We start from the raw sequence: 21373 nt of genomic DNA on the forward strand, positions 1-21373 counted from the left end.
CCGACGCACGTAAGAGTGCATCGCTTCGCGCGGCGGAGTGGTGGGCCGGCGAGGGCTTCGCCGGCTGCGTTTACCTAGTGGCCGGTGGCTTCGACCGAATCACGCTCGATACCGTACTTGCGCAGCTTTTCCACCAGCGTGGTCCGGCGCAGGCCAAGCAGTTGGGCTGCATGGGCAACCACGCCCTGGGTGCGCTCAAGCGCTTCATTGATCAGGGTCAGCTCGATGCTGGCCATATGGTCGCGCAGGTCCAGGCCTTCGCTGGGCAACTGGTTTCCGTTGTCGGCCGCGGCGATCTTGTTGATGAGGCCGGTGGCCACAATGGCCGGTTGTGCGGGGGCTGCCGCTGCCTTTCCAAGCAGCATCGGACGTTCGTCATCATGGTTCGCAGCCGCTGCAAGATTGGCCTGGTCGCCGCGATAGCGACTGGGCAGGTCCTGCACGCGAACGGTTCCACCGGGGTGCAGCACAGCCAGGCGTTCGACCAGGTTGGTCAGCTCACGCACGTTGCCCGGCCAGTTGTAGCTGGCAAGCGCCTGCAAGGCCTCCTGCGCGAAGCGAACCTCGCCACGGCCGGTGCGGGCGAGCTGGGTGGCGATGGTTTCCACCAGCATCGGCAGATCGCTGGCGCGCTCCCGCAGCGCGGGGACTTCGATCGGGAACACGTTGAGGCGGTAGAACAGATCCTCGCGGAACTTGCCATCGGTGATACGGGACTCCAGATCACGATGGGTCGCGGCAATGACGCGGACGTTGCAGCGGATGGTCTGGTTGCCGCCGACGCGCTCGAAGCTGCGTTCCTGCAGCACGCGCAGCAGCTTTACCTGCATAGGCAGGCTCATGTCGCCTATTTCGTCCAGCAGCAGCGTGCCGCCTTCGGCCATTTCAAAGCGCCCCTTGCGTGCGCTCAGCGCACCGGTGAAGGCACCCTTCTCATGGCCGAACAATTCGCTCTCGAGCAGATCCGGTGGAATCGCACCACAGTTGATGGCAATGAACGGACCGTCGCGGCGCGGCGAGCGCTGGTGGATGGCACGTGACACGACTTCCTTGCCGGTGCCGGATTCGCCCAGCACCAGTACGGTGGTATCGAAATTGGAGACCTGCTCGATCAGCTGGCGCAGCTCGGTGACGGCCGGGCTGTGCCCGGTCGGACCGTTGTCGCCGGCATTGTCGGCCTGGTGTTCGGCATCCAGTCGCTTCAGGCTGGCGCGGCGCAGCAGCGCTTCCATCTGCGCATGGCGCATCGGCTGTTCCAGCGGCCAGACGTTGGCTTCGTGCAGGCCGTAGTGGCGGGAGAACGCCAACGGATCGCCTTCGGCCAGCAGGATCGGCGGTGGCAGCGATGTGCCGGCCAGCCAGGTGAAGAAGCCGGCGGCGCGGTCGGCATCTTCAAGCGTGCCAACCACCACGGCCATCCAGTCATTGCTGCGGTGCCGGCTGACGTCGATGTCCTGTGCCTCGCTGACCCAGCGCGGGTTGAAGTCCATGAACTCCAACAGGGCCAAGGTGCGCTCGGCGCGCATGCCGTCGGCATCGATCACCAGGATGCGGGACTCACTCATCTTCTTGTACCTTCAGCCCTTCCAGGATCGGCATGACTTCCTGGATGTAGGACAGTTTGCTGACAAAGTTATCGGCACCGGCGCGCAGTGCATGTTCACGGTGTTCGGCGTCGTCGAAGTGACTGGCGATCACGATGTAGGGCGGCTGGTCCTGGGTCTTGATCAGTCGCGTGGCCTGCAGGCCGCCCATTTCCGGCATCGCCAGATCCATCAGCACCACTTGTGGACGCAGTGTCTCGGAACGTTCAATGGCTTCCAGGCCGTTGGCGGCGCTGCCTACCACTTCCAGCCAGTCGATCTTGCGGAAGTGACGCATGGCGGCGTTGATGAAGCCTTCGTGGTCGTCGACCAGCACTACGGTGAGCTTGTTCATGGGGATCCTTGGTCTCAGCCCACACGGGCCAGCTGGGGCTTGCTGCTCTGCCGGCGACGTTCGCGGGCGGGGGCGATATCAAGCTGTTCGCGGTATTTTGCGACGGTCCGGCGTGCGATGTTCACTCCTTGTCGCGACAACAGGCCGGCAATGGCCTCGTCGGCAAGCGGGCGGGCGGCCGGTTCGGCGTCGATCAGGCGCTTGACCATGGCCTTGACCGCCTGGCCGGAGACGCTGGCGCCTTCCAGGCGCACCGCGAAGAAATGCTTCAGTTCAAACGTGCCGCGCGGTGTCTGCAGGTACTTGCCCGAGGTGATACGCGAAACGGTGGATTCGTGCATGCCGATCAGGTCGGCCACTTCCTTCAGGGTCAGTGGCGCCATCGATTCGTCGCCGTTGACCAGGAACGCGGCCTGGCGCTCGATGATGACCCGTGCGGTGCGCAGCAGGGTGTCATAGCGCATCGACAGGCCGCGGGTCAGCCAGCGTGCTTCCTGCAGCATTTCGCGCAGCGGCTGGGCTGCCTCGCCATTGCTGTCGGCGACCACGCGTTCGTAGCTGCTGTTGATCGCCAACCGCGGCGTGGTTGCAGGGTTCAACGCGACGCGCCATTGGCCATCGGCGTGCCAGGCGACCACATCCGGGATCACCGCCAGCTCCTGCTGCGGCAGCAGGCAGTCGCCGGGACGGGGCTGCAGCGACAACACCAGGCGGAACGCTTCATGGACGTCGGCAACATCGACATCCAGGGCGCGGGCCAGGGCAGGGTAGTCGTGACTTGCCAGCAGCTGCATATCGGCGTCGAGCAGGCGCTGCGCCAGATGGCGGGCCGCAACCCGGCCGGGCAGGGCGGAGAGCTGGGCCTGCAGGCATTCGCGCAGGTCCACCGCTGCCATGCCGGCCGGTTCGCCCTGCAGCAAGCGCTGGCGCAGGCGTTCAACATCGGTGCTGGTACGGTCCAGGCGGGCACTGGCCAGCTGCGTCAACTGGGCCAGTGGTGCCTGCAGGTAGCCGGCTTCATCGCAATGCTCCAGCCAGAAGCTGACAACGGCCAGATCGGCATCGTTCAACTCGTAGGCGAGGGCATTGAGGATACGCAGCTGCGGATCGCTGGACTCGCCGGCGGCAACGCGGGCCATGCGGTCTTCGTCATCGGCATTCCAGCTGGCGCCCGGCACATCCCAAAGCGTACTTTCGGGGAGTTCGTCAAACGCCGCGATCTCGGTCTGCGCAGCGTCGGTGTCGGTCGCTACCGGCGCGTCTTCCGCCTGCTCCTGCAGCTCCAGCAGTGGGTTGCTCTCCAGGGCCTGGCGGACTTCTTGTTCCAACTGCATGCCGTTGAGCTGCAGCAGTCGAATCGATTGCAGCAGTGCGGGCGTGAGATGGAGTTGCTGGCCCAGCTGGGCAGACAGTGCGGCTTTCATGCGTTTCCCCGGTGCGCCCCGGTCGATGGGCGCGTTGTGGAACGCATCTTGCGTGCTTCATGTCGGGGCGGTAATAGGTGCTGACCCTATAGCTGTCGATGGCCACCCTACGTGCTGTAGGTGATACCCCTACATTGTGCCGATTTATTGACGCGCCTTTTGCACGAGAATTATGTAAGCCATTGATTTTAATTGAATCCGTGCGCGAGGCGACGGATTTCCGATTTCGTGACGCAGTCAGGCTTTTAGCGCGGCTGTGGCGTCAGGCAAGGTCATTTTCGTGGCGCAATGCGAGCAGGAGCAGGTCGTTGGCGCGCCGACAGCCCAGCGATTCCATCATTCGTGCCCGATGGGTTTCCACCGTCTTGATGCTGATGCCAAGATCGGCCGCGATTTCCTTGGTGGTCTGGCCGGTGCCAAGACGGCGCAGGATCTGCTTCTGCCGTGGCGACAAGCTGCCGATGCCGGTCGCGCGCTCCTTGCCCATCAAGGGCGCAAGCATCTTCGCCGAAATCTGCGGGCTCAGGAAAACCTGGCCGGCGTGGGCCGCGCGCAGCGCCAGTTCCAGTTCAGCCGGCGCAGCATCCTTGACCAGAAAGCCAACCGCACCACGGTCCAGCGCATCGCGCACATGTGCCGCATCGTCGTGCATGGACATCATCACCGCGCGCGCGTGCGGCAGCCGCTGGCGGATATCGCTCAGCGCTTCGAGACCCGAACGACCGGGCAGGGACAGGTCCAGCAGGATCAGGTCAGGAACGTGGAACAATGCCATTTCCAGCGCCTGCTCGGCATTGCTGGCCTCGGCCACCACCTGGATCCCGTCGAATGTCTGCAGCAGGCGGGTGAGCCCGGCACGGACCAGGGTGTGGTCGTCGACGATAAGAAGGCGCACAGGACCCCGGGTCATATCAGAAGGCTGCACCTTAGCGGAGCGGCGACCCAGGCGCCAGAGCACAAAGTCGCAACGAGGTCATCGGTTGCGGCGACTATCTGCAATCTGCTTGCGATGCAGGCGGAACAGGTGACGTTCAACCGCTGCCAGCAACGCATCATTCTGCGTATGCAGGCGCAGCCACAACTGCACGCCTTGCGCCGTCTGTGCCTCGGCCAGGACAAGAACCGGCAGTTCGATGGTGTCGGGCAGCCATTCAGCAGGCTGCAGGCTGACCACGCCCTCGGTACCCGGGGCGAAGCCGCCCAGTTGGTCACGCTGCAGCCGCAGGCCCAGGCGCGACCAACGCAGCTGGCTGGCGGTCACGGACGGCAGCTCGCGTTGCAGCAGGCGCCCCAACAGAACCAGGGTCAGGTCCAGGCGTGCCTCCAGCCGCTGCAGTTGCTGGCTGTTGTCGCCACGCTCGTCGCTGTCATCCAGATTTCGCGCATCTTCCACCAGCGCGACGCTGCGCAGGAGCATCTCGGCGCTGCCCGGGCGGGTGATCCGGGCATTGGCTTCAAACATCACTGGCAGCGACAGCTCACAACTGAGCGTGTCGTCAAACAGCTCGGTTTCTGCAGGATGAATGATGCCGGGGGTGTTCATGCCAGCGTTCCGGCCTGGAGATACGCGCTGGCGGCACGCGTGGATTGACGTTCGGCGCGCAGGTGCAGGGCAGCCTCGTCACGCAGCTCGCGCATCCTGTCAGCCACTGCATGCTGTTGTGCCAGCAGCGCCTGCAGCGCATCGGCACTGCCGGCTGCACCGTTGTCCTGGATGTAACTGCGCAGGCGCTGATCGTGGGTGGCGACGATCTGTTCGGCGGCAGCATGATCCTCGGCGTTGATGGCATTCTTCAGTGCGTCCAGATCCGCATGCAGGGCCTGAAGCATCTGGCTGGCGGTATCGGTCATCAGCGCGCTCCCGTGGCCGCCGGCATGGCGCGTTGTTCGGACGGGATCGCGTTCCAGGCGGATTCGATCTCACTCATGAGTGCCAAGGACTCCTGCAGGGCGTTGGCGTCATTGTTCAGATTGCCTTCGGTCAAGCGGTGCAATACGTACTCGTACAGTGCCGACAGATTGCTGGCGACATCGCCACCGGCCTCATGGTCCAGGGAGCCGTTGAGGTGACCAATGATGGCACAGGCTTCGCCGATGGCCTTGCCCTTCAAGGCCTGGTCACCGCTGGCCAGGCAGGCCTCCGCGCGGCGGATGCGCTCACCGGCGCCCTCGAGCAGCAGGGCGACCAGGCGATGGGGGTCCGCATCGACGACACGGCTGGAAACGCCGACCTTGCGGTATTGCTCGGCATAGTGGCGGTTGGCACCGTACATGTGGATGGGACTCCTTGTTGTCGGTCGCCATGTGCGTTGGGCATGGCGGCCGGGGTGGGTGATTGTCGCGGTATCGCGATTACTTGGACTTGGCTGCCAGCTGCTGCGCAAGGTAGTTGCTGGTGCTCTGCATCTGTGCAACCAGCGTGTCCATTGCAGTGAACTGCTTGGTGTAACGCTCAGCTACCTTCTCCATGCGCGCATCGAGCGCATCCAGGTCCGATTCAAGCTTCTTGATCTGCTTGTTCAGCGAGTCGGTACGCAGGGTAAGGGTGCCCTGGCTGTCCAGATTGCTCTTGAGCATGCTGGTCACGCCGCTGGACAGGCTGCCCTTGCTGCCCAGCAGGGCCTGCGCGGCGCCCGGATTCTCCGCCACGGTCTTGTCGAAGGTGGTGCTGCTGAAGCTGAGCGTGCCGTCCTTGTTGATCGCCACCCCAAGCGCCTTCAGATCAACAACATTTGCGCTGAGCTGGCTGCGCATCTGCTGCTGCAGTCCGCGGATCATGGAATCGCCGGTCAGCGTGGACGCCTTGTTGTTGGTGGCGTCGTAACTGGTCGAGCTTTTCAGCAGGCTGGTGGTTGCGTTGTAGGCGCTGATGAACGCCTGCAGGTTGATCTTCAGCGGCGAGTTGTCCTGCGCCACAGTCAGCGTGCGGGTGGTGCCGACCTCAGCCTTGCTCAGGTTGAGGGTGACGCCGGGAATGATGTCGGTAATGGAATTGCTGCTGGATTCCCGCTCGAAGCCATCCACGCGGACCTTGGCATTGGTGGCGGCGGTGGTCTGGGCCATGCCACCGGCACTGCCATCCCAGGTCAACGCCGACAGACCGCCATTGCCGCCGCTGGCGCTGACCTTCAGCGCACCCTCGGTGCCGGCATTGACCGCATTCATCACCAGATGCTGGCCATCGCTTGCGGTAATGATGGTGGCGTTGACGCCCTTGCCGTTTGCGGCCGAGTTGATGGCGGCGGCGATCTCGGTCAGCGTCGCCCCCTCGGCAATATCCACGTCGAGGGTCTGGTCGTCCCACGCAAACGTCAGCTTTCCGTCGCCCACCGGCGCATCGGCAGCAAACGCGCCGGAGCTCAGCTTCTGGGTGGTTGCCAGGCTGAGTACTTCGACATTGTAGGTGCCCGCTGTCGCCAGGGTCTTGCCGGTGCTTGGATCGGTGATGATGTTGGTGCTGAAGCCTGCACCCTCCGGTACCGTGGCCTTGTAGGCGCGGATATCGGCACTCTTGACCATGGCCTCCAGTGAGGACTGCAAGCCGCTCAACGAGCTCTTGATGTTGCCCAACGCCGACAGCTTGGCGGTGGCCGCCGTACCCTGGGAGTTGATGCGGTTGTCGGCAGGTTTGCGCTCGGCAGCCACCAGCTTGGCGACGATGGTGGGGATGTCGAGGCCGGAGCCAACAGCAGCGAGAGAGGAGGTGGCCATGTGTTTCCTTGGTCTAGGCTGTGGGACGCCTGTGCAGCTATCCCTTGTATCGGCACGCCTGCCCAGCAACTTTAGGCAGTCGGCGATGGTTGCCGTGCTGACCATGCAAGCGGTGTGCCGAAACTGCCCGGTCGCGGCCGGCAATTACAGCAAACGCAGAACCCCCGCCTGAGAGCGGGGGTTCTGGAAACGTCACCTCTGGAGCCGGTCCACCGGCCCTGCAGGTTGCTTAGCCCAGCAGGCTCAGCACGTTCTGGGTGGAGCTGTTGGCCTGCGACAGCATGGCGGTACCGGCCTGCTGCAGGATCTGGTTGCGGGTCAGCTCGGCGGTTTCCTTGGCGTAGTCGGCATCACGGATGCGGCTGCGCGAGGCGGACAGGTTTTCCGAGGTGGTCGACAGGTTGGAGATGGTGGAGCTGAAGCGGTTCTGGATCGCACCCATGTCGGCACGCGAGCTGTTGACCGCGGTCAGTGCCTTGTCGACGATTTCCAGGGCCTTCTGCGAACCGGCGAAGCTCGAGATATCCAGCTTGCTGGCGTTCTTGGCGTCATTGACGTTGGCTGCGGTTTGGGCAGTGAACGCCGTGCCGGCAGCCAGGCCGCCACCGCTGATGGTGCCCAGGCTCATGGCCGAGGTGAACTGGTTGCCCTTGACCGACTGCAGCGTGATCGCACCGTTGGTGTCGTCGATCTTGGCGTAAACACCGGTCTGGTCCATCTTGTCGTTGATGGCCGAGGCGATCTTCTTGTTGATCGACAGGGTCGAATCACCGGATTCGTACTTGACGGTGTCAATGTTGACGGTCTTGGCAGAGGCGCCTGCGCCGGTGCCGGTCACCGAGATGGTGATACCGCTGACATTGCCGGCAGCGGTCGCAGCGGCGCCGGAAGCAACAACGTTGACGGCCGTGGTGTCGACAGCGAAGTTCATCGTGCCCAGGCTGGTGGTCTTGGCATCGACGATGCTGTTGATGCCGATGGTCTGGCCCGAATCAGCGCCGACCTGGAACAGGGCGCCGGAGAAGCTGCCGTCCAGCAGCTTGGTGCCGTTGAAGTTGGTCTGGTTGGAAACGCGGTCGATTTCCTTCAGCAGCTGGTTGACTTCCGAGTTCAGCGCTTCACGGTCGGTCGGGGAGTTGGTGGCGTTGGACGACTGCACAGCCAGCTCGCGGATACGCTGCAGGTTGTTGCCGATTTCGACCATCGCGCCTTCGGCGGTCTGGGCCAGCGAGATACCGTCGTTGGCGTTGCGGGTGGCAACGTCCAGACCGCGGATCTGGGTGGTGAAGCGCTCGGAAATGGCCAGACCTGCGGCATCGTCCTTGGCGCTGTTGATGCGCAGGCCCGAAGACAGGCGCTGGATCGAGGTGGCCAGGCTACTGCCGCTCGTGTTCAGGTTGCGCTGAGCATTGAGCGACATGATGTTGGTGTTGATGACTTGTGCCATGATTTCGGATTCCTTTTTGTCGTTTGATCCGGCAGCTCAACCTGACCGGTACTGGGTGCAGTGGGAAGTGCCGTAGGGGCCGCAGTACCGCTGCTGATATCAATAACGGCAGCACCCTCCTGCGCTTTAGGGCTTCCGTAAGATCTGATTGACAAATATCGCTCTCCAACGCTGGAGGCAGTCAGAACCCGTTTATGGGAACGGCGCGAGCCGCGGAACGGGTCATATCGAAAGTCGACCGGATTGGCGAGCCGATGATGTTCGGGAATCGTGGCTTACGCCGCTCCCGCAAAAATCAGGAATAAAAAACCCCGGCAAGCCGGGGTTTTTGTTTGACCACGTGGCGCTGGCTTACTTCAGCAGGCTGAGCACGTTCTGCGGCACCTGGTTGGCCTGGGCCAGCATGGCCGTACCGGCCTGCTGCAGGATCTGGGTACGGGTCATCTCGGCGGTTTCCTTGGCGTAGTCCGCATCACGGATACGGCTGCGGGAAGCCGACAGGTTTTCCGAGGTGGTGGCCAGGTTGGCGATGGTGGAGGTGAAGCGGTTCTGGATGGCACCCATCTCCGCACGCGAGCTGCTGACGGCCGTCAGTGCCTTGTCGACGATTTCAATTGCCCGCTGCGAACCAGCGAAATCGGAGATGTCCAGGTCTTCCATGTGACGGGTGCCGCCGCCGTTGGCTGCCACGCCTGCCGCGGCCGTGGTCGCGCCCAGATCCGCTGCCAGCGAGACGGTGATGCCGGTGCCGCCCGTCAGGGTGCCGTTGGTGACGCCGCCGAAGTCCTGGCCAGCCTTCACCGAGGTGAGCTTCAGTTCACCGGCTTCGATGGTGGCGTACACGCCGGTCTGGTCCAGCTTGTTGTTGAATGCCTGGGCAACCTTCTTCTGCACGGCGGCAGCGTCGTCGCCGACTTCGATCTTGATGTCATCCAGCTTGATCTGGCTTGCGGCGGCGGCACCGGCCGGGGTGACACTGACGGTGATGCCGCTGATCGAGCCGGAGGCGGTCGCCGCGGTGCCGCCAATGCCGGCGCCGCTCACGTTGTCGGCGAAGCCTGCCTTGCCCAAGGTGTCGATGTTGGCATCGACGATGGCGTTGATGCCGATGGTCTGGCCCGAGTTGGCACCGACCTGGAACAGGGCGCCGGTGAAGCTGCCGTCGAGCAGCTTGGTGCCGTTGAAGCCGGTCTGGTTGGCGACGCGGTCGATCTCCGACAGCAGCTGGTCGACTTCGGCGTTCAGCGCTTCACGGTCGCTGGGCGAGTTGGTGGCGTTGGACGATTGCACGGCCAGTTCGCGGATGCGCTGCAGGTTGTTGCCGATCTCGACCATTGCGCCTTCGGCGGTCTGGGCCAGCGAGATGCCGTCGTTGGCGTTGCGGACGGCGACGTCCAGGCCACGGATCTGGGTGCTGAAACGCTCGGAAATGGCCAGGCCGGCGGCATCGTCCTTGGCGCTGTTGATGCGCAGGCCCGAAGACAGGCGCTGGATGGATGTCGCCAGGCTGCTGCCGCTGGTGTTCAAGTTGCGCTGAGCGTTCAGCGACATGATGTTGGTGTTGATGACTTGTGCCATGGGACTTCTCCGTTGTGTTCGGTGACGTACTGCGTGTGAGGAGGCGGAAGCGGTGCGGGTTGCGGAATCAGCGGATCATGTTGAACAACGACATGGACTGCATCTGGGTGAAGATGGTCTGTGCCGCCTGCAAAGCCGCGCCTTCGAGCTGGTACTGCCCGATGGCTTCGGCGTAGTTGAGGTCGCGTAACTGCGACAGTGAGCTTTCCAGGGTGATGCTGCTGGCCTCGCGCAGCGAGGCCGCATCATCGATGGATTTCAGTTGTGCACCACCGGCTGCACGCGCGTCGATCAGGCTGCCCGATGCGCGTGCAACATCACGCATGCTGGCCTGCAGGGCGTTCTGTTGCGCGGTGCGACCGGCTTCGGTGGAGGTGTCCATCTGCAGCGTCTGTACCAGTTGGTCGATCGTGCTGAAGACATCGCGGGTGCCGGCCTGCCCGGCGCTGAACGCGTCACCGGCGGCGGGGGTGCCCTCAATGCGCACCCGCAGCCCCTGGAAGACGATGTCCTCGCCGGTCTTGTAGGTGCCGGTGCCGACCACGGTGTTGCTGGCATCCACTACTTCATAGGTGTCTGCGGCGGTGAAGCGCAACGTGTAGCTGTCCCCGTGCCAGCTGCCGGAACCATCGCGGCTGATGTCGGTCAGGACTGCCTTGCCGGTATTGCCGGCGACCGCCGCCGCATCGACCGTGCCATCACCGGTGCGGATGCGCAGGAACACCTCGCTGCCAGGCAGGGCGTCCTTGACGAACATGCCTGGCGCAACCTCGACCTGGCGCTGGATCTGATCGCCGTTATAGGTGACCGTGCCATTGGCCAGGGTGAACGGCGCGGCGCCGTCGGCAGCGCCGCCAAACAGATAGCGACCGTTGCCGTCGGTGGTATTGGCCAAGGCCAGCATCTGGTCCTTGATCGATTGCAGTTCGGCCGAAACCGTCTTGCGGTCCTCCGCCGACAGCGCGGCATTGTTGGCCTGCACGGTCAATTCCGATACCCGTGCCAGCAGCTCGTTGGCCTGCGCCAAGGTGTTTTCCTGCAGGCCCAGCCGGTTCTGCGCGCCGTTGGCGTTCTTGCCGAGCTGTTCGAGCTCGGCAAGCACGCGATCCAGGCCCACGGCCGTACCGGAAGCAACGGGATCATCCTTGGCGGTGACGATCTTCTTGCCGGTGGCCAGCTGCTGCTCAAGATGATTCATCTTGCTCTGCTTGGACAGCATCAGCGCGACCGATTGGTCGTACATCATGTTGCTGGAAATTCGGTTGCTCATCAGCCCACCGCCTTCAAAATCGTCTGGAACATGGTGTCGGCGGTGGATATCAGCTGCGACGCGGCCTGATAGGCCTGCTGCAGCCGGAGCATGTCCGCCGCTTCCTCATCAAGGTTCACGCCCGAGATCGAGTCGCGTGAGGCCTTGGCGTTGTCGTTGATCACCTGCTGTGCCTGCAGCGAGTAGTCGGCGGCACGGGCTGCGGAGCCGATCTGCGTGGTCAGCCCACCCAGCGCGCCGTTCAAGGTGACGGTGCCACCGTTGAAAGCCTTGGCTTCTTCGACATTGGCGAGCCGCGAGGCGTTGCCGTTGTCACTGGAGCCGGCAGCGGTCTTGCCGATATCGAAGCGGTCGCCGGCGGCCGGCTTGCCATCGAGCACGACACTCCAGCCGTTGGCGCTGATGGTCTGGCCGGGCGTATAGGCAAACGGGCCGGCGCCATCGATGGTGTAGTTGTTGGCGTCGATGAACTCGATCGCCGCCGGATTGAGCAGGGCAGGGTTGCCTGCATCCAGAACATCCAATTTGCCGAGCACGCCGGTACCGGTGTTGGCGAGCACGGCGGTGCCCTTGACCGGGTTGGCAGCGGCAATGCGCGAAGGATCGGTGATCGCCACCGACAGGTCATTGGTGGCACCTGCGGTGGGTTGCAGCAGGAAGCGGTCATTGGTCGCGGGTGTGCCGCCCACGACGAACTGAACGCCATTGACCACGAACGGGTCGGCGGCGGTGCCGGTACCGGTCATGGGCACGGATACGCCGGTATCGGCGCGGCTGGCCTGCCAGTTGGTACCGTCGAACTTCAGCAGCAGGTTCTGTCCGTCCAGCGCCGCCAGGTCACCATAACTTGCAGTGAGGGTGGCGCCGCCGGTATTGCCGCTGTGCGCGGAAATCTTCGGAGCTCCGAGATTGAAGAAGTTGCCCCCCATGTCGCCATACAGATCCATGCCTTCGGCATGGGCCTGGTTGAAGGACTGCGCCATGCCGACCGCGATGCGGCCGAGTTCGGCTTGTGCCGGGGTCAGCACGGTCTCACGGAACTCCAGCAGGCCCCCGATCTGGCCGCCAAGCGCCTTGCTGTCCAGGCTGACGGTCATGCCCTGGGTCTTGATGGCGAGGCGCAGACGTTCGGGCTGATACGGGTCGGCGGCGGTGGTGATCTGCGAGGCCGTGGTGCCGACGACCAAGGCCTGGCCGCCCGCCGAATAGACGTTCATCACCCCGCCGTCCTGGATCACCGCAGTACCGCCGGTGTAGGCAACCAGCTTGGAGATCAGCTGGTCACGGCGATCCAGCAGGTCCGGCGCGGCCGCAGCGGCGTTGCTGCCGATGGCGCCATTGATCTGCGCGATCTCCGACGCAAGCCGGTTTACTTCGGTGGCGGCGGAGATCAAGCCGTTGTTGACCTCGCTGTTCAAGCCGTCGAGGTTGGCATTGAGTTGCTTGAAGCGGTTTACCAGGGTGCTGGCGTTATCGAGCACGTCGCGGCGGTCCGCGGTACCGGACGCATTGGACGCAAGGCCATTGACCGCGTCGAAGAAGTTGGACCACACGCCGGTGACGTTGGTGGCGGCGTCCGAGAACAGGGCATCTACACGGTCGGCCATGCCGGACAGCTGCTGCAGCCGTGCCAGCTCGCCGTTGCTGTCGAGCAGCCGTGAGATGGCCAACTGGTCGGCAACGCGGCGGATGTCGGTGATTTTGGTGCCGTTGCCAACATCGCCGTAACCCACGTCGCTGGGTTCACGCGTGGCGAAGTCCACCTTCTGCCGGCTATAGCCGTCAGTCTTGATATTGGCGACGTTGTGGCTGACAGTCGCCAGCGCCCGTTGGAAGGCGATCAGCGCGCTGGTGCCGGTGGAAAGAACATTAGACATGGACGGCTATCTCAACGTCGGGTGATGCCGGTGGTACCGGCGTTGCTGGCAAAGGTCTGGCTCAGACCGGCGCTGGCGCTGCCGATGGCGGCGACAGCGCGTTGGATGGTCGGACCGGCGGCGATAGCGGCGATCTTGGCCGCATACGAGGGATCGGTGGCATAACCGGCACGCTGCAGGCCTTGGGCGAAACTGCGCACATCGCTGCCGGCGCTGAGCGCGGCCTGGTAGCGAGGGCTGGTCTTCAACATGCGCACGTAATCGCCAAAGCTCTCCGCCATCGACCCATAGGCACGGAAGCTGGCGACCTCGTTGCGACGCTGGCCATTGACGTACTCGTGGGTGCCGGTGGTGGCGCGCTCGCCACTCCAGCCATTGGCCTTGATGCCGAACAGGTTGTGGCTGCTGTCACCGTTGTCGCGCTTGATGTGACGCTTGCCCCAGCCGGTCTCCAGCGCCGCCTGGGCGACCAATGCACGTGGATCCACGCCCAGTTCGCGCGCGGCGCGCTCGGCATGGGGCCAGATGCTGGCGACGAAACCTTCCGGCGTGTGCTTGCCCAGCTTGTCGGCGGCGACATTGGCACTGGCGGTGTTGATCGTATCGCCGCGTTCCGCCGCCGACACCTTGCTCCAGCGGTCATTGGCCATTGCCCAATCCGCGGACGGTTCGACGGATGCGGCATCCTGATAGGGGTTGGCGCTGTTCAAGGAGGCGTGGAAGCTGCTGCTGTCGCGCCCGGCGATCAGATCCAGTGCCTGCGTCTGTGGCGCCATATAGGTGGACTGATCACGCAGATCCAGCGATGACAATGGATCCTCGCCAAGCGGCAGGCCGCTGGCAGCAGGAGTGGCCAACTGGTAGGCGCGCACGGCCGCCGCTGGTTTGATGCTGGGATCAACCGTTGGCGCTGTCGTACCCTCGGTGCCTCCCAGTTGGCGCGCGATCATTGCCGACAAACCCAGTCCGCGGCCACGCGTCATCGCTTCGGCAATGCGCTGGTCGTACATTTCGCGGAACATCTGGTTCTCGCCGGGGAACAGCGAGTCGCCAAAGCTGGCATCGCGCATGCTCTTGACCAGCATCTGCGCGAATTGGCCTTCCAGCTGGCGTGCAACCTTGTCGATCTTCGCCGGGTCATTGGCGATGACGGGATTGAGTTCCAGCGCGGGCGCGGCGATACGCATGTCAGATCACCTCGAGGTCGGCGGTCAATGCGCCGGCCTGCTTGAGGGCCTCGAGGATGGCGATCAGATCACCAGGCGCGGCGCCAACTTCGTTCACCGCGCGCACGATCTCATCCAGGGTGGCACCGCCGTCGAAGCGGAACATGCGGCTGCCTTCATTGCTGGCCGTGATGGTGGACTGTGGGGTAGCGACGGTCTGTCCGCCGCCGAAGGCATTGGGTTGGCTGACCTGGGTCGATTCGCTGACGGTCACCGTCAAGGAACCGTGCGAGATCGCCGCCGGGCTGACCCGCACCTGCGCGCCGATGACGACGGTGCCGGTACGCGAGTTGACCACGATGCGCGCCGGTGCCGTGCCTGGCGACAACTCGACGTTCTCGATGCGTGCCAGCATGCCGATGCGTGCGCCCGGATCAGTCGGTGTCTGTACGGAAACCGTGCCACCATCGACTGCACGCGCTGCACCTTCGCCGAAGGTGGCATTGAGCGCATTGACCATCCGCGAGACCGTGGTGAAGTCGTTCTGGTGCAGGTTCAAGGTGATGTCACCACCACCAGCGAAGACGTCAGGCAGGGCACGTTCAACCGTGGCGCCATTGGGAATGCGGCCAGCGCTGGGAATGTTCACCGAGACGCGTGAGCCGTCCTTGCCCTGGGCACCAAAGCCGCCAACGATCAGGTTGCCCTGGGCGATGGCATAGACCTGGCCGTCGATGCCTTTCAACGGGGCCATCAGCAAGGAGCCGCCGCGCAAGGAGACGGCGTTGCCGATCGAGGACACGGTGATGTCGATGGTCTGGCCCGGCTTGGCGAACGGCGGCAGCTCGGCGTGGATCGCCACCGCCGCAACGTTCTTCAACTGCGGATTGACGTTGGCCGGAACATTGACGCCCAACTCGCCCAGCAGGTTCTTCAGGCTCTGTACGGTGAACGGGGCTTGGCTGGTACGGTCACCGCTGCCATCCAGACCGACAACCAGGCCATAACCCACCAAGGCGTTGCCGCGGACACCACCCACCTGCGCCAGGTCCTTGATGCGCTCGGCATGGGCGGGCAGGGCGGCGGCAAGCAGCAGTGCTGCCAGCACAACAGGACGCATGAAAGAGAAAGTCTTCATCACGGTGCTCAGAACAGCGCGAATGCTGAATTGAAGAAGCGGCCCAGCCAGCCCATCGCGTTGGACTGCGCCACCGCACCACGACCGCCATAGGCGATACGCGCATCGGCGACCTTGCTGGAGGCGATGGTGTTGTCCGGCGCGATATCCGCTGCGCGCACCACACCCTGGATCTGTACCAGCTCATCGCCCTGGTTCAGGCGCAGGTTCTTCTGTCCCTGCACCACCAGGTTGCCATTGGGCAGACGCTGGATGACGGTGACCGTGACGCTGCCCTGCAGGCGGTTGCTCTGCGCGCTGTTGCCCTTGCCGCCGAAATCACGGTCAGCCGATGCCGAGGCGCCAAGAATGTCTTTCCCGCCCAGGGTGACCGGTGCGCCAAACAGGGTTGGCGTTCCGACATCAACGCTGGATTTCTTGCTGATCGCAGTACTGGCGGTGGTGGTGGCCATGGTGTTCTCGACCAGGGTGATGGTCAGCAGGTCACCGACGTCGCGTGCGCGCCTGTCGCCATACAGGTTCAAGCCCGGGCCGGCGGCGTAGATCGCACCAGCGGTTGGCGCGGCGGCCTGCACGACGATGGGCTGGATTGGTGCCATCGGTGCATAGGGGCGCACGTCGCCGGCCAGCGTGCAGCCGCCGATGAGGGCAGTGCACAAGGCGATGGAAAGTTGGCGCAGGAGTGGGGTGCTGCTCATGACGGTATCCCTTGGCGACCAATCAGACGTTGTTGTTGAGGTAGCCGAGCATCGAGTCGGTGGTGGAGATGGCCTTGGCGTTCATTTCGTAGGCGCGCTGGGTTTCGATCATCGACACCAGCTCTTCGACCACGTTGACGTTGCTGCCTTCCAATGCGCCCTGCACGACCGTGCCCAGACCGTTGAGGCCGGGCGTCCCGTTCTGTGCGGGACCCGAAGCGGTGGTTTCCAGGTACAGGTTCTCGCCCTTGGCCTGCAGGCCTGCCGGGTTGATGAAATCGGTGAGCGTCAACGAGCCGATTTCCACCGAGGCGGCTTCACCAGCCATCTTCACGCTGATGGTGCCGTCGGTGCCGATGGTCAACGATTGCGCGCCCTCTGGAATCTGGATGCCGGGCTGCACCGGGTAGCCGCTGTTGGTTACCAGTTCACCCTGGGCGTTGATCTGGAAGCTGCCGTCGCGGGTATAGGCCGAGGTGCCATCGGGCATCATCACTTCGAAGAAGCCACGGCCATTGGCCATCACGTCCAACGCGCGACCGGTCTGCTGCTGACTACCTTGTTCGAAGTGTTTCGAGGTGGCGACAACGCGTACGCCGGTACCCAGCTGCAGGCCGGTAGGAAGCTGCGTCTGTGCCGAGGAGGAGCCGCCAGGCTGACGGACCTGTTGGTACAACAGGTCCTCGAAGCTGGCGCGATCACGTTTGAATCCGGTGGTATTGGTGTTGGCCAGGTTGTTGGAGACAACCGACATGCGTGTCTGTTGCGCATCCAAACCGGTCTTGGCGACCCACAATGCCTGATTCATGGTGCGATTCCTTGGTGACTGTTACCGGCCGATTGGCCCTTGCCTGTGTCAATGCATGGGCTGTGCCAAAAAGCGGCGACGGAATGTCGGCGCGATGCGGTTGGTGGTGAGTTGCGGTTGCTGCCGGCGATGTAGCCGCGACTGCAATCGCGAAAATGGGTGTGCGCCGGGACCCGCTCAGCGGGCACCGACAGGAGCAGGCAGGGGTTGGATCCTGCGTCGGGGAGGGGCGGGAAGCTCACCGCCGTTCGTCGATGCAGGCGAGGGCGCGTACCTTGCGTACGCGCGGGTGCCTGCTATCAGCCGTTCAGCCGCAACAGGCTGTTGGCACTGCGGGCGTTCTCATCGCCGTGCTTGATGACCTTCACCTGCATCTCGAACTGCCGCTGCAATTGGATCATCTGCACCAGCGCACCGGCGGCATCCACATTGCTCGATTCCAACATGCCGCTATCCAGTGCCTTGCCCTGGCGCTGCACGAAGGGTTGCTGGGGGTCGGTATTGCGCATCAAGCCATCGAGGCGTCGTTCCAGGCGTTCGTTGGGTGCATCGACGACGCGCAACCTGCCAATCATCGCCATCGTCTGCGGGCCTTCGCCCAGCGGAATGATGGACAAGGTGCCGTCGTGGCCGATCTCCATGGCCTGATGGGGTGGCACGGCAATCGGATTGCCGTTGTCATCGAGAACCGCGTTGCCTTCGGCCGTCACCAACTGTCCGTTCGGCGTCAATGACAGGGCACCACTGCGGGTATAGGCCTCAGTGCCGTCGCTGGATTGCACCGCCAGCCAGCTGCCTGGCTGCAAGGACAGATCCAGTGAATTGCCAGTGATCTGTTGCGCGCCAACGCGACGGTTGAAGCCGGCATCCACGTGCACGGCATCCACCCGCGACGGAAACCCGGGCCCCTGGATGCGGAATGCCTCGGTATTGGCCAGTGCTTCCTTGAAGCCCGGTGTATCCGAGTTGGCCAGGTTGTGCGACACGGTGGCCTGTGCCTGCAGCGAGGCGCGGGCACCGGTCATGGCAACGTAGAGGGCTTTGTCCATAAGGCGGGGATTCGGCAGTTGGGATCGGGGAGAGGAACGCGGGAGCGAAAGCAGCGGCGGTGCGGGAACAGGTGACGTGCAGCGCCTCTGCCGCTCGCATCAAACAGCAGGACAATTGAAGTGCGACAACGGAATCGGGTCAGGCGTCGACCAGGTGCTGGTGCATGTCCTTTCCCGATTCCCCAGTACCGGTGTCAGCGGATATTGATGATGGTCTGGGTGATCTGGTCCTGGGTGGACACCATCTGCGCATTGGCCTGGAAGTTGCGCTGGGCGACGATCATGTTGACCAGCTGCTCAGTGAGATCCACCGTCGAGGCTTCCAGCGACCCGGCCTGGATCTGGCCCAGGTCGGAGGTGTCAGGTGCGCCGGTACGCGGGTTGCCCGAGGCGAAGGTCTCCACCCACAGGTTGTTGCCCTGGTTCTGCAGGCCCTGCGGATTGTTGAAGGTGGTCAGCGCGACCTGGCCCAGGGCCTTGTCGTCACCGTTGGAATAACGTGCATACACCACGCCTTCCTCGGAGATGCTGATCTCATTGAGCTTGCCTGCCGCGTAACCGTCCTGGCGCGTGTCGCGCATGGCGAACTTTTCGCCGTACTGGGTGGCGCCGGAAACGTTCAGGGTCAGGTTGACCACGCCTGCGCCGGTGGCAGGCGTAAACGGCGCCAGGGTGATGTCGCCATTGGCAGGGTTGGTCAGGGCACCAGCATTGGAGAACTGCAGCAGCGATGGTGCACCGGCGGGCTGGCCGTCGATATAGTTGTGCACCTGCCACTCGTTGGCATTGCCCGTCTTCACGAAGTACGAGGTCTGGGTATGGCTGACACCCAGCGAGTCGTAGACGGTGATGCCGCCGGTGGAGTGGTTGTAGGTATTGGAGTCGGCCGGATCAAATGTGGCCACGGTCGGCTGCGGGGCATTGCCGGGCAGGGTAAAGGCCATGTTGACCAGGGTGCTCTGCTTGGGCGGGCTATCGGTGGTGAGCAGCTGCAGGTCGGTCAGCTGGCCATCGAAGCGCGTGCCGTCGGCACTGGGAGCAAACACCTGCAGGCGCGCGCCTTGCGGGTTCACCACATAGCCATTGTTGTCGGTCTGGAAATTGCCGGCGCGCGAATACACACGTGCGCCGTTCATGTTCATGGTGAAGAAGCCTTCGCCGGCCACGGCCAGGTCCAGGCTGCGCCCGGTCTGGTTGATATTGCCCTGGGAGAACTGCTGCGCCACATTGCTCAGTCGCACGCCGGAACCGATGGCGTTGCGCGACAGCCCATAACTGGTGGCATTGAACAGATCGGCAAACTCGGCGCGTGACTCCTTGAAGCCGGTGGTGTTGACGTTGGCGATATTGTTGGCGGTGACATTCAGGTCCGCGTTGGCCGCGTTGATGCCCGACAGGGAAACGTTGAAACCCATGGCGATACTCCTGGGAAATCGAAGAGGGGGCTCAGCTGACGCGGAGCACGTAGTCGAGCGGGGCAGTGCCCAGCCCCTTGAGGTTCAGGTACAGGCCGTCGGAACCGACCGTCACGCTTTCCACTGCTGCCTGCACATAGGTGTTGAGCTTGCTCTGCGCGCCTGCGCTGTCGGTATGGCTTGCGGTGATCGTGTAGCTGCCGGCCGGCATGCGCTTGCCATCGGCGTTGGTGCCATCCCACTGGAAGGCGACCTCGCCGGCGGCGTTGGCGGGCACGGTCAATTGATTGACCTTCAGGCCATTGGCATCGGTGATATCGACGGTTACCGAACCGGCCGACGGCGCGGCTACCGTGCCACTGGCGCCGCCCTCGGCCTCGAGTGCGACCTTGGTTGAAGGCACCATCACCTCATGGCCCACCAACGCTGCGCCGCGCAGCACCTGGTCACTGGCCATCGATTGCTGGAAGCCCTTCACCGAGGTGTTCAGGTCGGTGATGCCCTGCACGGTGGACAGCTGCGCCATCTGCGCAACCATCTGGCTGTTGTCCATCGGCTTGGTGGGGTCCTGGTGCTGCAGCTGGGTAGTCATCAGCTTCAGGAAATCCGCCTGGTCGAGCGTGCTTTTGTTCTTGGTGGTGGCTGTTTTGTTTGGTGCGGTAAGCCCGAGCGAGCTGTAAAGATCGGAGTTGACGCTGGTGCTCATGTCGGCAGGTTCCTGGGGGAGGGGGCTCAGCGGCCCATCGTCAGTGTGGCCAAGGCAAGTTCCTTGGCGGTGCTGAGCATTTCCACGCCGGCCTGGTAGTTGCGCGAGGTGGAGATGAGGTTGACCATCTGCGCGACCGGATCGACGTCGGGCGAGTACACGTAGCCCTCGCCATCGGCCAATGGATGATTGGGTTCGTAGCGCTTGATCGGCGCCGCGTCGCTCTGTGCGATTTCCTTGACCTGCACGCCGGTGAGGTTGGGATCGTTGCGGCTGGTGACTGCCTGGAAAACAGGCTCCAGCGGCTTGTACACCGCCTGTGGCGAGCCGGCGATCGAGTCGGCATTGGACAGGTTGGAGGCGATGGTGCTCATGCGCACCGACTGCGCCTGCAAGGCGGAGCCGGCAATATCAAAGATGGGCAGGTTGCTCATGGCGCGCTTCCTTATTGGCCAGTGATGGCGGTAAGCATGGTCTTCACCTTGGACTCGACGAAGCTCAGCGAGGCGCGATATTCCAGTGCGGCGCGGCCGTAGGCGGCACGCTCGGTATCCGGATCAACGGTGTTGCCGTCCAGGCTGGGCTGCACGCCTTCGCGCAGGATCTGGAACGGGTTGAGTCCACCGGTGCCGCCAATGGCGTAGTGCTGCTCGGCGGTGGTGTTCAACAAGCCGTTGCCACTGCTTGCGCTCTGGGCATTGCGCAGGGCAGCGTCGAAATCGAGATCGCGGGCCTTGTAGCCGGGCGTGTCGGCATTGCTCAGGTTGCTGGCGATCAGCTTCATGCGCTGTTCGCGCAAAGGCATCGCCTGGGCGTGGATGCCGAGATAGTTGGAAATCAGGTTGGCCATGTGGAACCTCCCACGGAACGTTGCCGGGGAAGCTGCAAAACCTGTGCCAAAGGACATGCGATGCCGCGCCATGCCTGGCGGGGGCGTTACCGGCAAAGCCGCAGGAGCGGCGCAAGCCGCGAAGTCATTGCTGCGGCAGCGCGCAAAGAGCTACCCCTCCCCAGCCCTCCTTTGGGCTATGCCAAAGAGAGGGGGCGGTAGTGGGGGGGGCGCCCGGCCCGCGGGGGGGGGCGAGGCCAGCCCCCACCCGCCCACACGCGCCGGGCCCGCCTCGAGCGGCGGGGGTGAGGCGCAGATG

The 21373-nt window shown here is 63.7% G+C and carries 21 protein-coding genes; all 21 read right to left on the reverse strand.

The features are described 5' to 3' along the window. Positions 1-74: 74 nt before the first annotated feature. Positions 75-1565 (reverse strand): sigma-54 dependent transcriptional regulator, encoded by a 1491-nt coding sequence (locus tag AC1VXC_RS07515; RefSeq protein ID WP_481538953.1) that lies wholly within the window; start codon positions 1563-1565, stop codon positions 75-77. Beyond that, positions 1558-1938: a response regulator gene (locus AC1VXC_RS07520; RefSeq protein ID WP_313172108.1), complete on the reverse strand. Its 381-nt coding sequence runs from the start codon at positions 1936-1938 to the stop codon at positions 1558-1560. The genes AC1VXC_RS07515 and AC1VXC_RS07520 overlap by 8 nt, the downstream gene beginning before the upstream one ends. A 14-nt stretch (positions 1939-1952) precedes the next feature. Beyond that, on the reverse strand, positions 1953-3362 hold the full coding sequence (gene rpoN / locus AC1VXC_RS07525; RefSeq protein ID WP_313172107.1) for an RNA polymerase factor sigma-54: 1410 nt from the start codon (positions 3360-3362) through the stop codon (positions 1953-1955). Between the two features lie 262 nt (positions 3363-3624). Further along, positions 3625-4257, reverse strand: a complete 633-nt coding sequence (locus AC1VXC_RS07530) for a response regulator (RefSeq protein WP_313492855.1) — start codon at positions 4255-4257, stop codon at positions 3625-3627. Between the two features lie 78 nt (positions 4258-4335). Then, entirely contained in the window at positions 4336-4905 is a 570-nt protein-coding gene (locus tag AC1VXC_RS07535) for a PilZ domain-containing protein (RefSeq protein ID WP_481538954.1), read from the reverse strand. Continuing rightward, positions 4902-5213, reverse strand: a complete 312-nt coding sequence (locus AC1VXC_RS07540; protein WP_313172103.1) for a hypothetical protein — start codon at positions 5211-5213, stop codon at positions 4902-4904. The genes AC1VXC_RS07535 and AC1VXC_RS07540 overlap by 4 nt, the downstream gene beginning before the upstream one ends. Next, positions 5213-5635, reverse strand: coding sequence for a flagellar export chaperone FliS (gene fliS / locus AC1VXC_RS07545; protein ID WP_313172101.1), 423 nt, complete (start codon positions 5633-5635; stop codon positions 5213-5215). The genes AC1VXC_RS07540 and fliS overlap by 1 nt, the downstream gene beginning before the upstream one ends. A 79-nt stretch (positions 5636-5714) precedes the next feature. Next, the gene (fliD, locus tag AC1VXC_RS07550) at positions 5715-7073 is read right to left on the reverse strand and encodes a flagellar filament capping protein FliD (protein WP_313172099.1); all 1359 of its coding nucleotides are present in this window, start codon (positions 7071-7073) and stop codon (positions 5715-5717) included. Between the two features lie 229 nt (positions 7074-7302). Next, positions 7303-8520, reverse strand: coding sequence for a flagellin (locus tag AC1VXC_RS07555; RefSeq protein WP_481526759.1), 1218 nt, complete (start codon positions 8518-8520; stop codon positions 7303-7305). A 351-nt stretch (positions 8521-8871) separates the two neighbouring features. Beyond that, entirely contained in the window at positions 8872-10098 is a 1227-nt protein-coding gene (locus tag AC1VXC_RS07560) for a flagellin (RefSeq protein WP_313172095.1), read from the reverse strand. A 67-nt stretch (positions 10099-10165) separates the two neighbouring features. Then, on the reverse strand, positions 10166-11368 hold the full coding sequence (gene flgL / locus AC1VXC_RS07565; protein ID WP_481538955.1) for a flagellar hook-associated protein FlgL: 1203 nt from the start codon (positions 11366-11368) through the stop codon (positions 10166-10168). Then, a complete protein-coding gene (gene flgK, locus AC1VXC_RS07570) occupies positions 11368-13245 on the reverse strand; it encodes a flagellar hook-associated protein FlgK (RefSeq protein ID WP_313172091.1) in 1878 nt (625 codons plus the stop codon). The genes flgL and flgK overlap by 1 nt, the downstream gene beginning before the upstream one ends. Before the next feature lie 11 nt (positions 13246-13256). After that, on the reverse strand, positions 13257-14432 hold the full coding sequence (gene flgJ, locus AC1VXC_RS07575) for a flagellar assembly peptidoglycan hydrolase FlgJ (RefSeq protein WP_481538956.1): 1176 nt from the start codon (positions 14430-14432) through the stop codon (positions 13257-13259). A 1-nt stretch (position 14433) separates the two neighbouring features. Next, a complete protein-coding gene (locus AC1VXC_RS07580) occupies positions 14434-15549 on the reverse strand; it encodes a flagellar basal body P-ring protein FlgI (RefSeq protein WP_481538957.1) in 1116 nt (371 codons plus the stop codon). 8 nt (positions 15550-15557) lie between these two features. Further along, positions 15558-16247, reverse strand: coding sequence for a flagellar basal body L-ring protein FlgH (gene flgH / locus AC1VXC_RS07585; RefSeq protein WP_313492830.1), 690 nt, complete (start codon positions 16245-16247; stop codon positions 15558-15560). A gap of 22 nt (positions 16248-16269) precedes the next feature. Further along, positions 16270-17055: a flagellar basal-body rod protein FlgG gene (gene flgG, locus AC1VXC_RS07590; protein WP_303746374.1), complete on the reverse strand. Its 786-nt coding sequence runs from the start codon at positions 17053-17055 to the stop codon at positions 16270-16272. Positions 17056-17354: 299 nt separating this feature from the next. Next, entirely contained in the window at positions 17355-18104 is a 750-nt protein-coding gene (locus tag AC1VXC_RS07595) for a flagellar basal body rod protein FlgF (protein ID WP_313172085.1), read from the reverse strand. Positions 18105-18298: 194 nt separating this feature from the next. Next, on the reverse strand, positions 18299-19519 hold the full coding sequence (flgE, locus tag AC1VXC_RS07600) for a flagellar hook protein FlgE (protein ID WP_313172083.1): 1221 nt from the start codon (positions 19517-19519) through the stop codon (positions 18299-18301). Between the two features lie 31 nt (positions 19520-19550). Then, positions 19551-20225: a flagellar hook capping FlgD N-terminal domain-containing protein gene (locus tag AC1VXC_RS07605; protein WP_313172082.1), complete on the reverse strand. Its 675-nt coding sequence runs from the start codon at positions 20223-20225 to the stop codon at positions 19551-19553. Positions 20226-20251: 26 nt separating this feature from the next. Next, complete coding sequence (flgC, locus tag AC1VXC_RS07610; RefSeq protein ID WP_313172080.1) at positions 20252-20659, reverse strand: flagellar basal body rod protein FlgC; 408 nt, start codon at positions 20657-20659, stop codon at positions 20252-20254. A gap of 11 nt (positions 20660-20670) precedes the next feature. Then, positions 20671-21075 carry a flagellar basal body rod protein FlgB gene (flgB, locus tag AC1VXC_RS07615; RefSeq protein WP_481538958.1) on the reverse strand — a complete coding sequence of 135 codons (405 nt, stop codon included), beginning with the start codon at positions 21073-21075 and terminating at the stop codon, positions 20671-20673. Between the last annotated feature and the right edge of the window lie 298 nt (positions 21076-21373).

Source organism: Stenotrophomonas sp. STEN033, from assembly GCF_056856655.1.

What these genes read in the sequence shown, in the direction of transcription:
- AC1VXC_RS07515 (WP_481538953.1), bottom strand. Translation starts at nt 1,565, where the DNA reads ATGAGTGAGTCCCGCATCCTGGTGATCGATGCCGACGGCATGCGCGCC.
- AC1VXC_RS07520 (WP_313172108.1), bottom strand. Translation starts at nt 1,938, where the DNA reads ATGAACAAGCTCACCGTAGTGCTGGTCGACGACCACGAAGGCTTCATC.
- rpoN (WP_313172107.1), bottom strand. Translation starts at nt 3,362, where the DNA reads ATGAAAGCCGCACTGTCTGCCCAGCTGGGCCAGCAACTCCATCTCACG.
- AC1VXC_RS07535 (WP_481538954.1), bottom strand. Translation starts at nt 4,905, where the DNA reads ATGAACACCCCCGGCATCATTCATCCTGCAGAAACCGAGCTGTTTGAC.
- AC1VXC_RS07540 (WP_313172103.1), bottom strand. Translation starts at nt 5,213, where the DNA reads ATGACCGATACCGCCAGCCAGATGCTTCAGGCCCTGCATGCGGATCTG.
- fliS (WP_313172101.1), bottom strand. Translation starts at nt 5,635, where the DNA reads ATGTACGGTGCCAACCGCCACTATGCCGAGCAATACCGCAAGGTCGGC.
- fliD (WP_313172099.1), bottom strand. Translation starts at nt 7,073, where the DNA reads ATGGCCACCTCCTCTCTCGCTGCTGTTGGCTCCGGCCTCGACATCCCC.
- AC1VXC_RS07555 (WP_481526759.1), bottom strand. Translation starts at nt 8,520, where the DNA reads ATGGCACAAGTCATCAACACCAACATCATGTCGCTCAATGCTCAGCGC.
- AC1VXC_RS07560 (WP_313172095.1), bottom strand. Translation starts at nt 10,098, where the DNA reads ATGGCACAAGTCATCAACACCAACATCATGTCGCTGAACGCTCAGCGC.
- flgL (WP_481538955.1), bottom strand. Translation starts at nt 11,368, where the DNA reads ATGAGCAACCGAATTTCCAGCAACATGATGTACGACCAATCGGTCGCG.
- flgK (WP_313172091.1), bottom strand. Translation starts at nt 13,245, where the DNA reads ATGTCTAATGTTCTTTCCACCGGCACCAGCGCGCTGATCGCCTTCCAA.
- flgJ (WP_481538956.1), bottom strand. Translation starts at nt 14,432, where the DNA reads ATGCGTATCGCCGCGCCCGCGCTGGAACTCAATCCCGTCATCGCCAAT.
- AC1VXC_RS07580 (WP_481538957.1), bottom strand. Translation starts at nt 15,549, where the DNA reads ATGAAGACTTTCTCTTTCATGCGTCCTGTTGTGCTGGCAGCACTGCTG.
- flgH (WP_313492830.1), bottom strand. Translation starts at nt 16,247, where the DNA reads ATGAGCAGCACCCCACTCCTGCGCCAACTTTCCATCGCCTTGTGCACT.
- flgG (WP_303746374.1), bottom strand. Translation starts at nt 17,055, where the DNA reads ATGAATCAGGCATTGTGGGTCGCCAAGACCGGTTTGGATGCGCAACAG.
- AC1VXC_RS07595 (WP_313172085.1), bottom strand. Translation starts at nt 18,104, where the DNA reads ATGGACAAAGCCCTCTACGTTGCCATGACCGGTGCCCGCGCCTCGCTG.
- flgE (WP_313172083.1), bottom strand. Translation starts at nt 19,519, where the DNA reads ATGGGTTTCAACGTTTCCCTGTCGGGCATCAACGCGGCCAACGCGGAC.
- AC1VXC_RS07605 (WP_313172082.1), bottom strand. Translation starts at nt 20,225, where the DNA reads ATGAGCACCAGCGTCAACTCCGATCTTTACAGCTCGCTCGGGCTTACC.
- flgC (WP_313172080.1), bottom strand. Translation starts at nt 20,659, where the DNA reads ATGAGCAACCTGCCCATCTTTGATATTGCCGGCTCCGCCTTGCAGGCG.
- flgB (WP_481538958.1), bottom strand. Translation starts at nt 21,075, where the DNA reads ATGGCCAACCTGATTTCCAACTATCTCGGCATCCACGCCCAGGCGATG.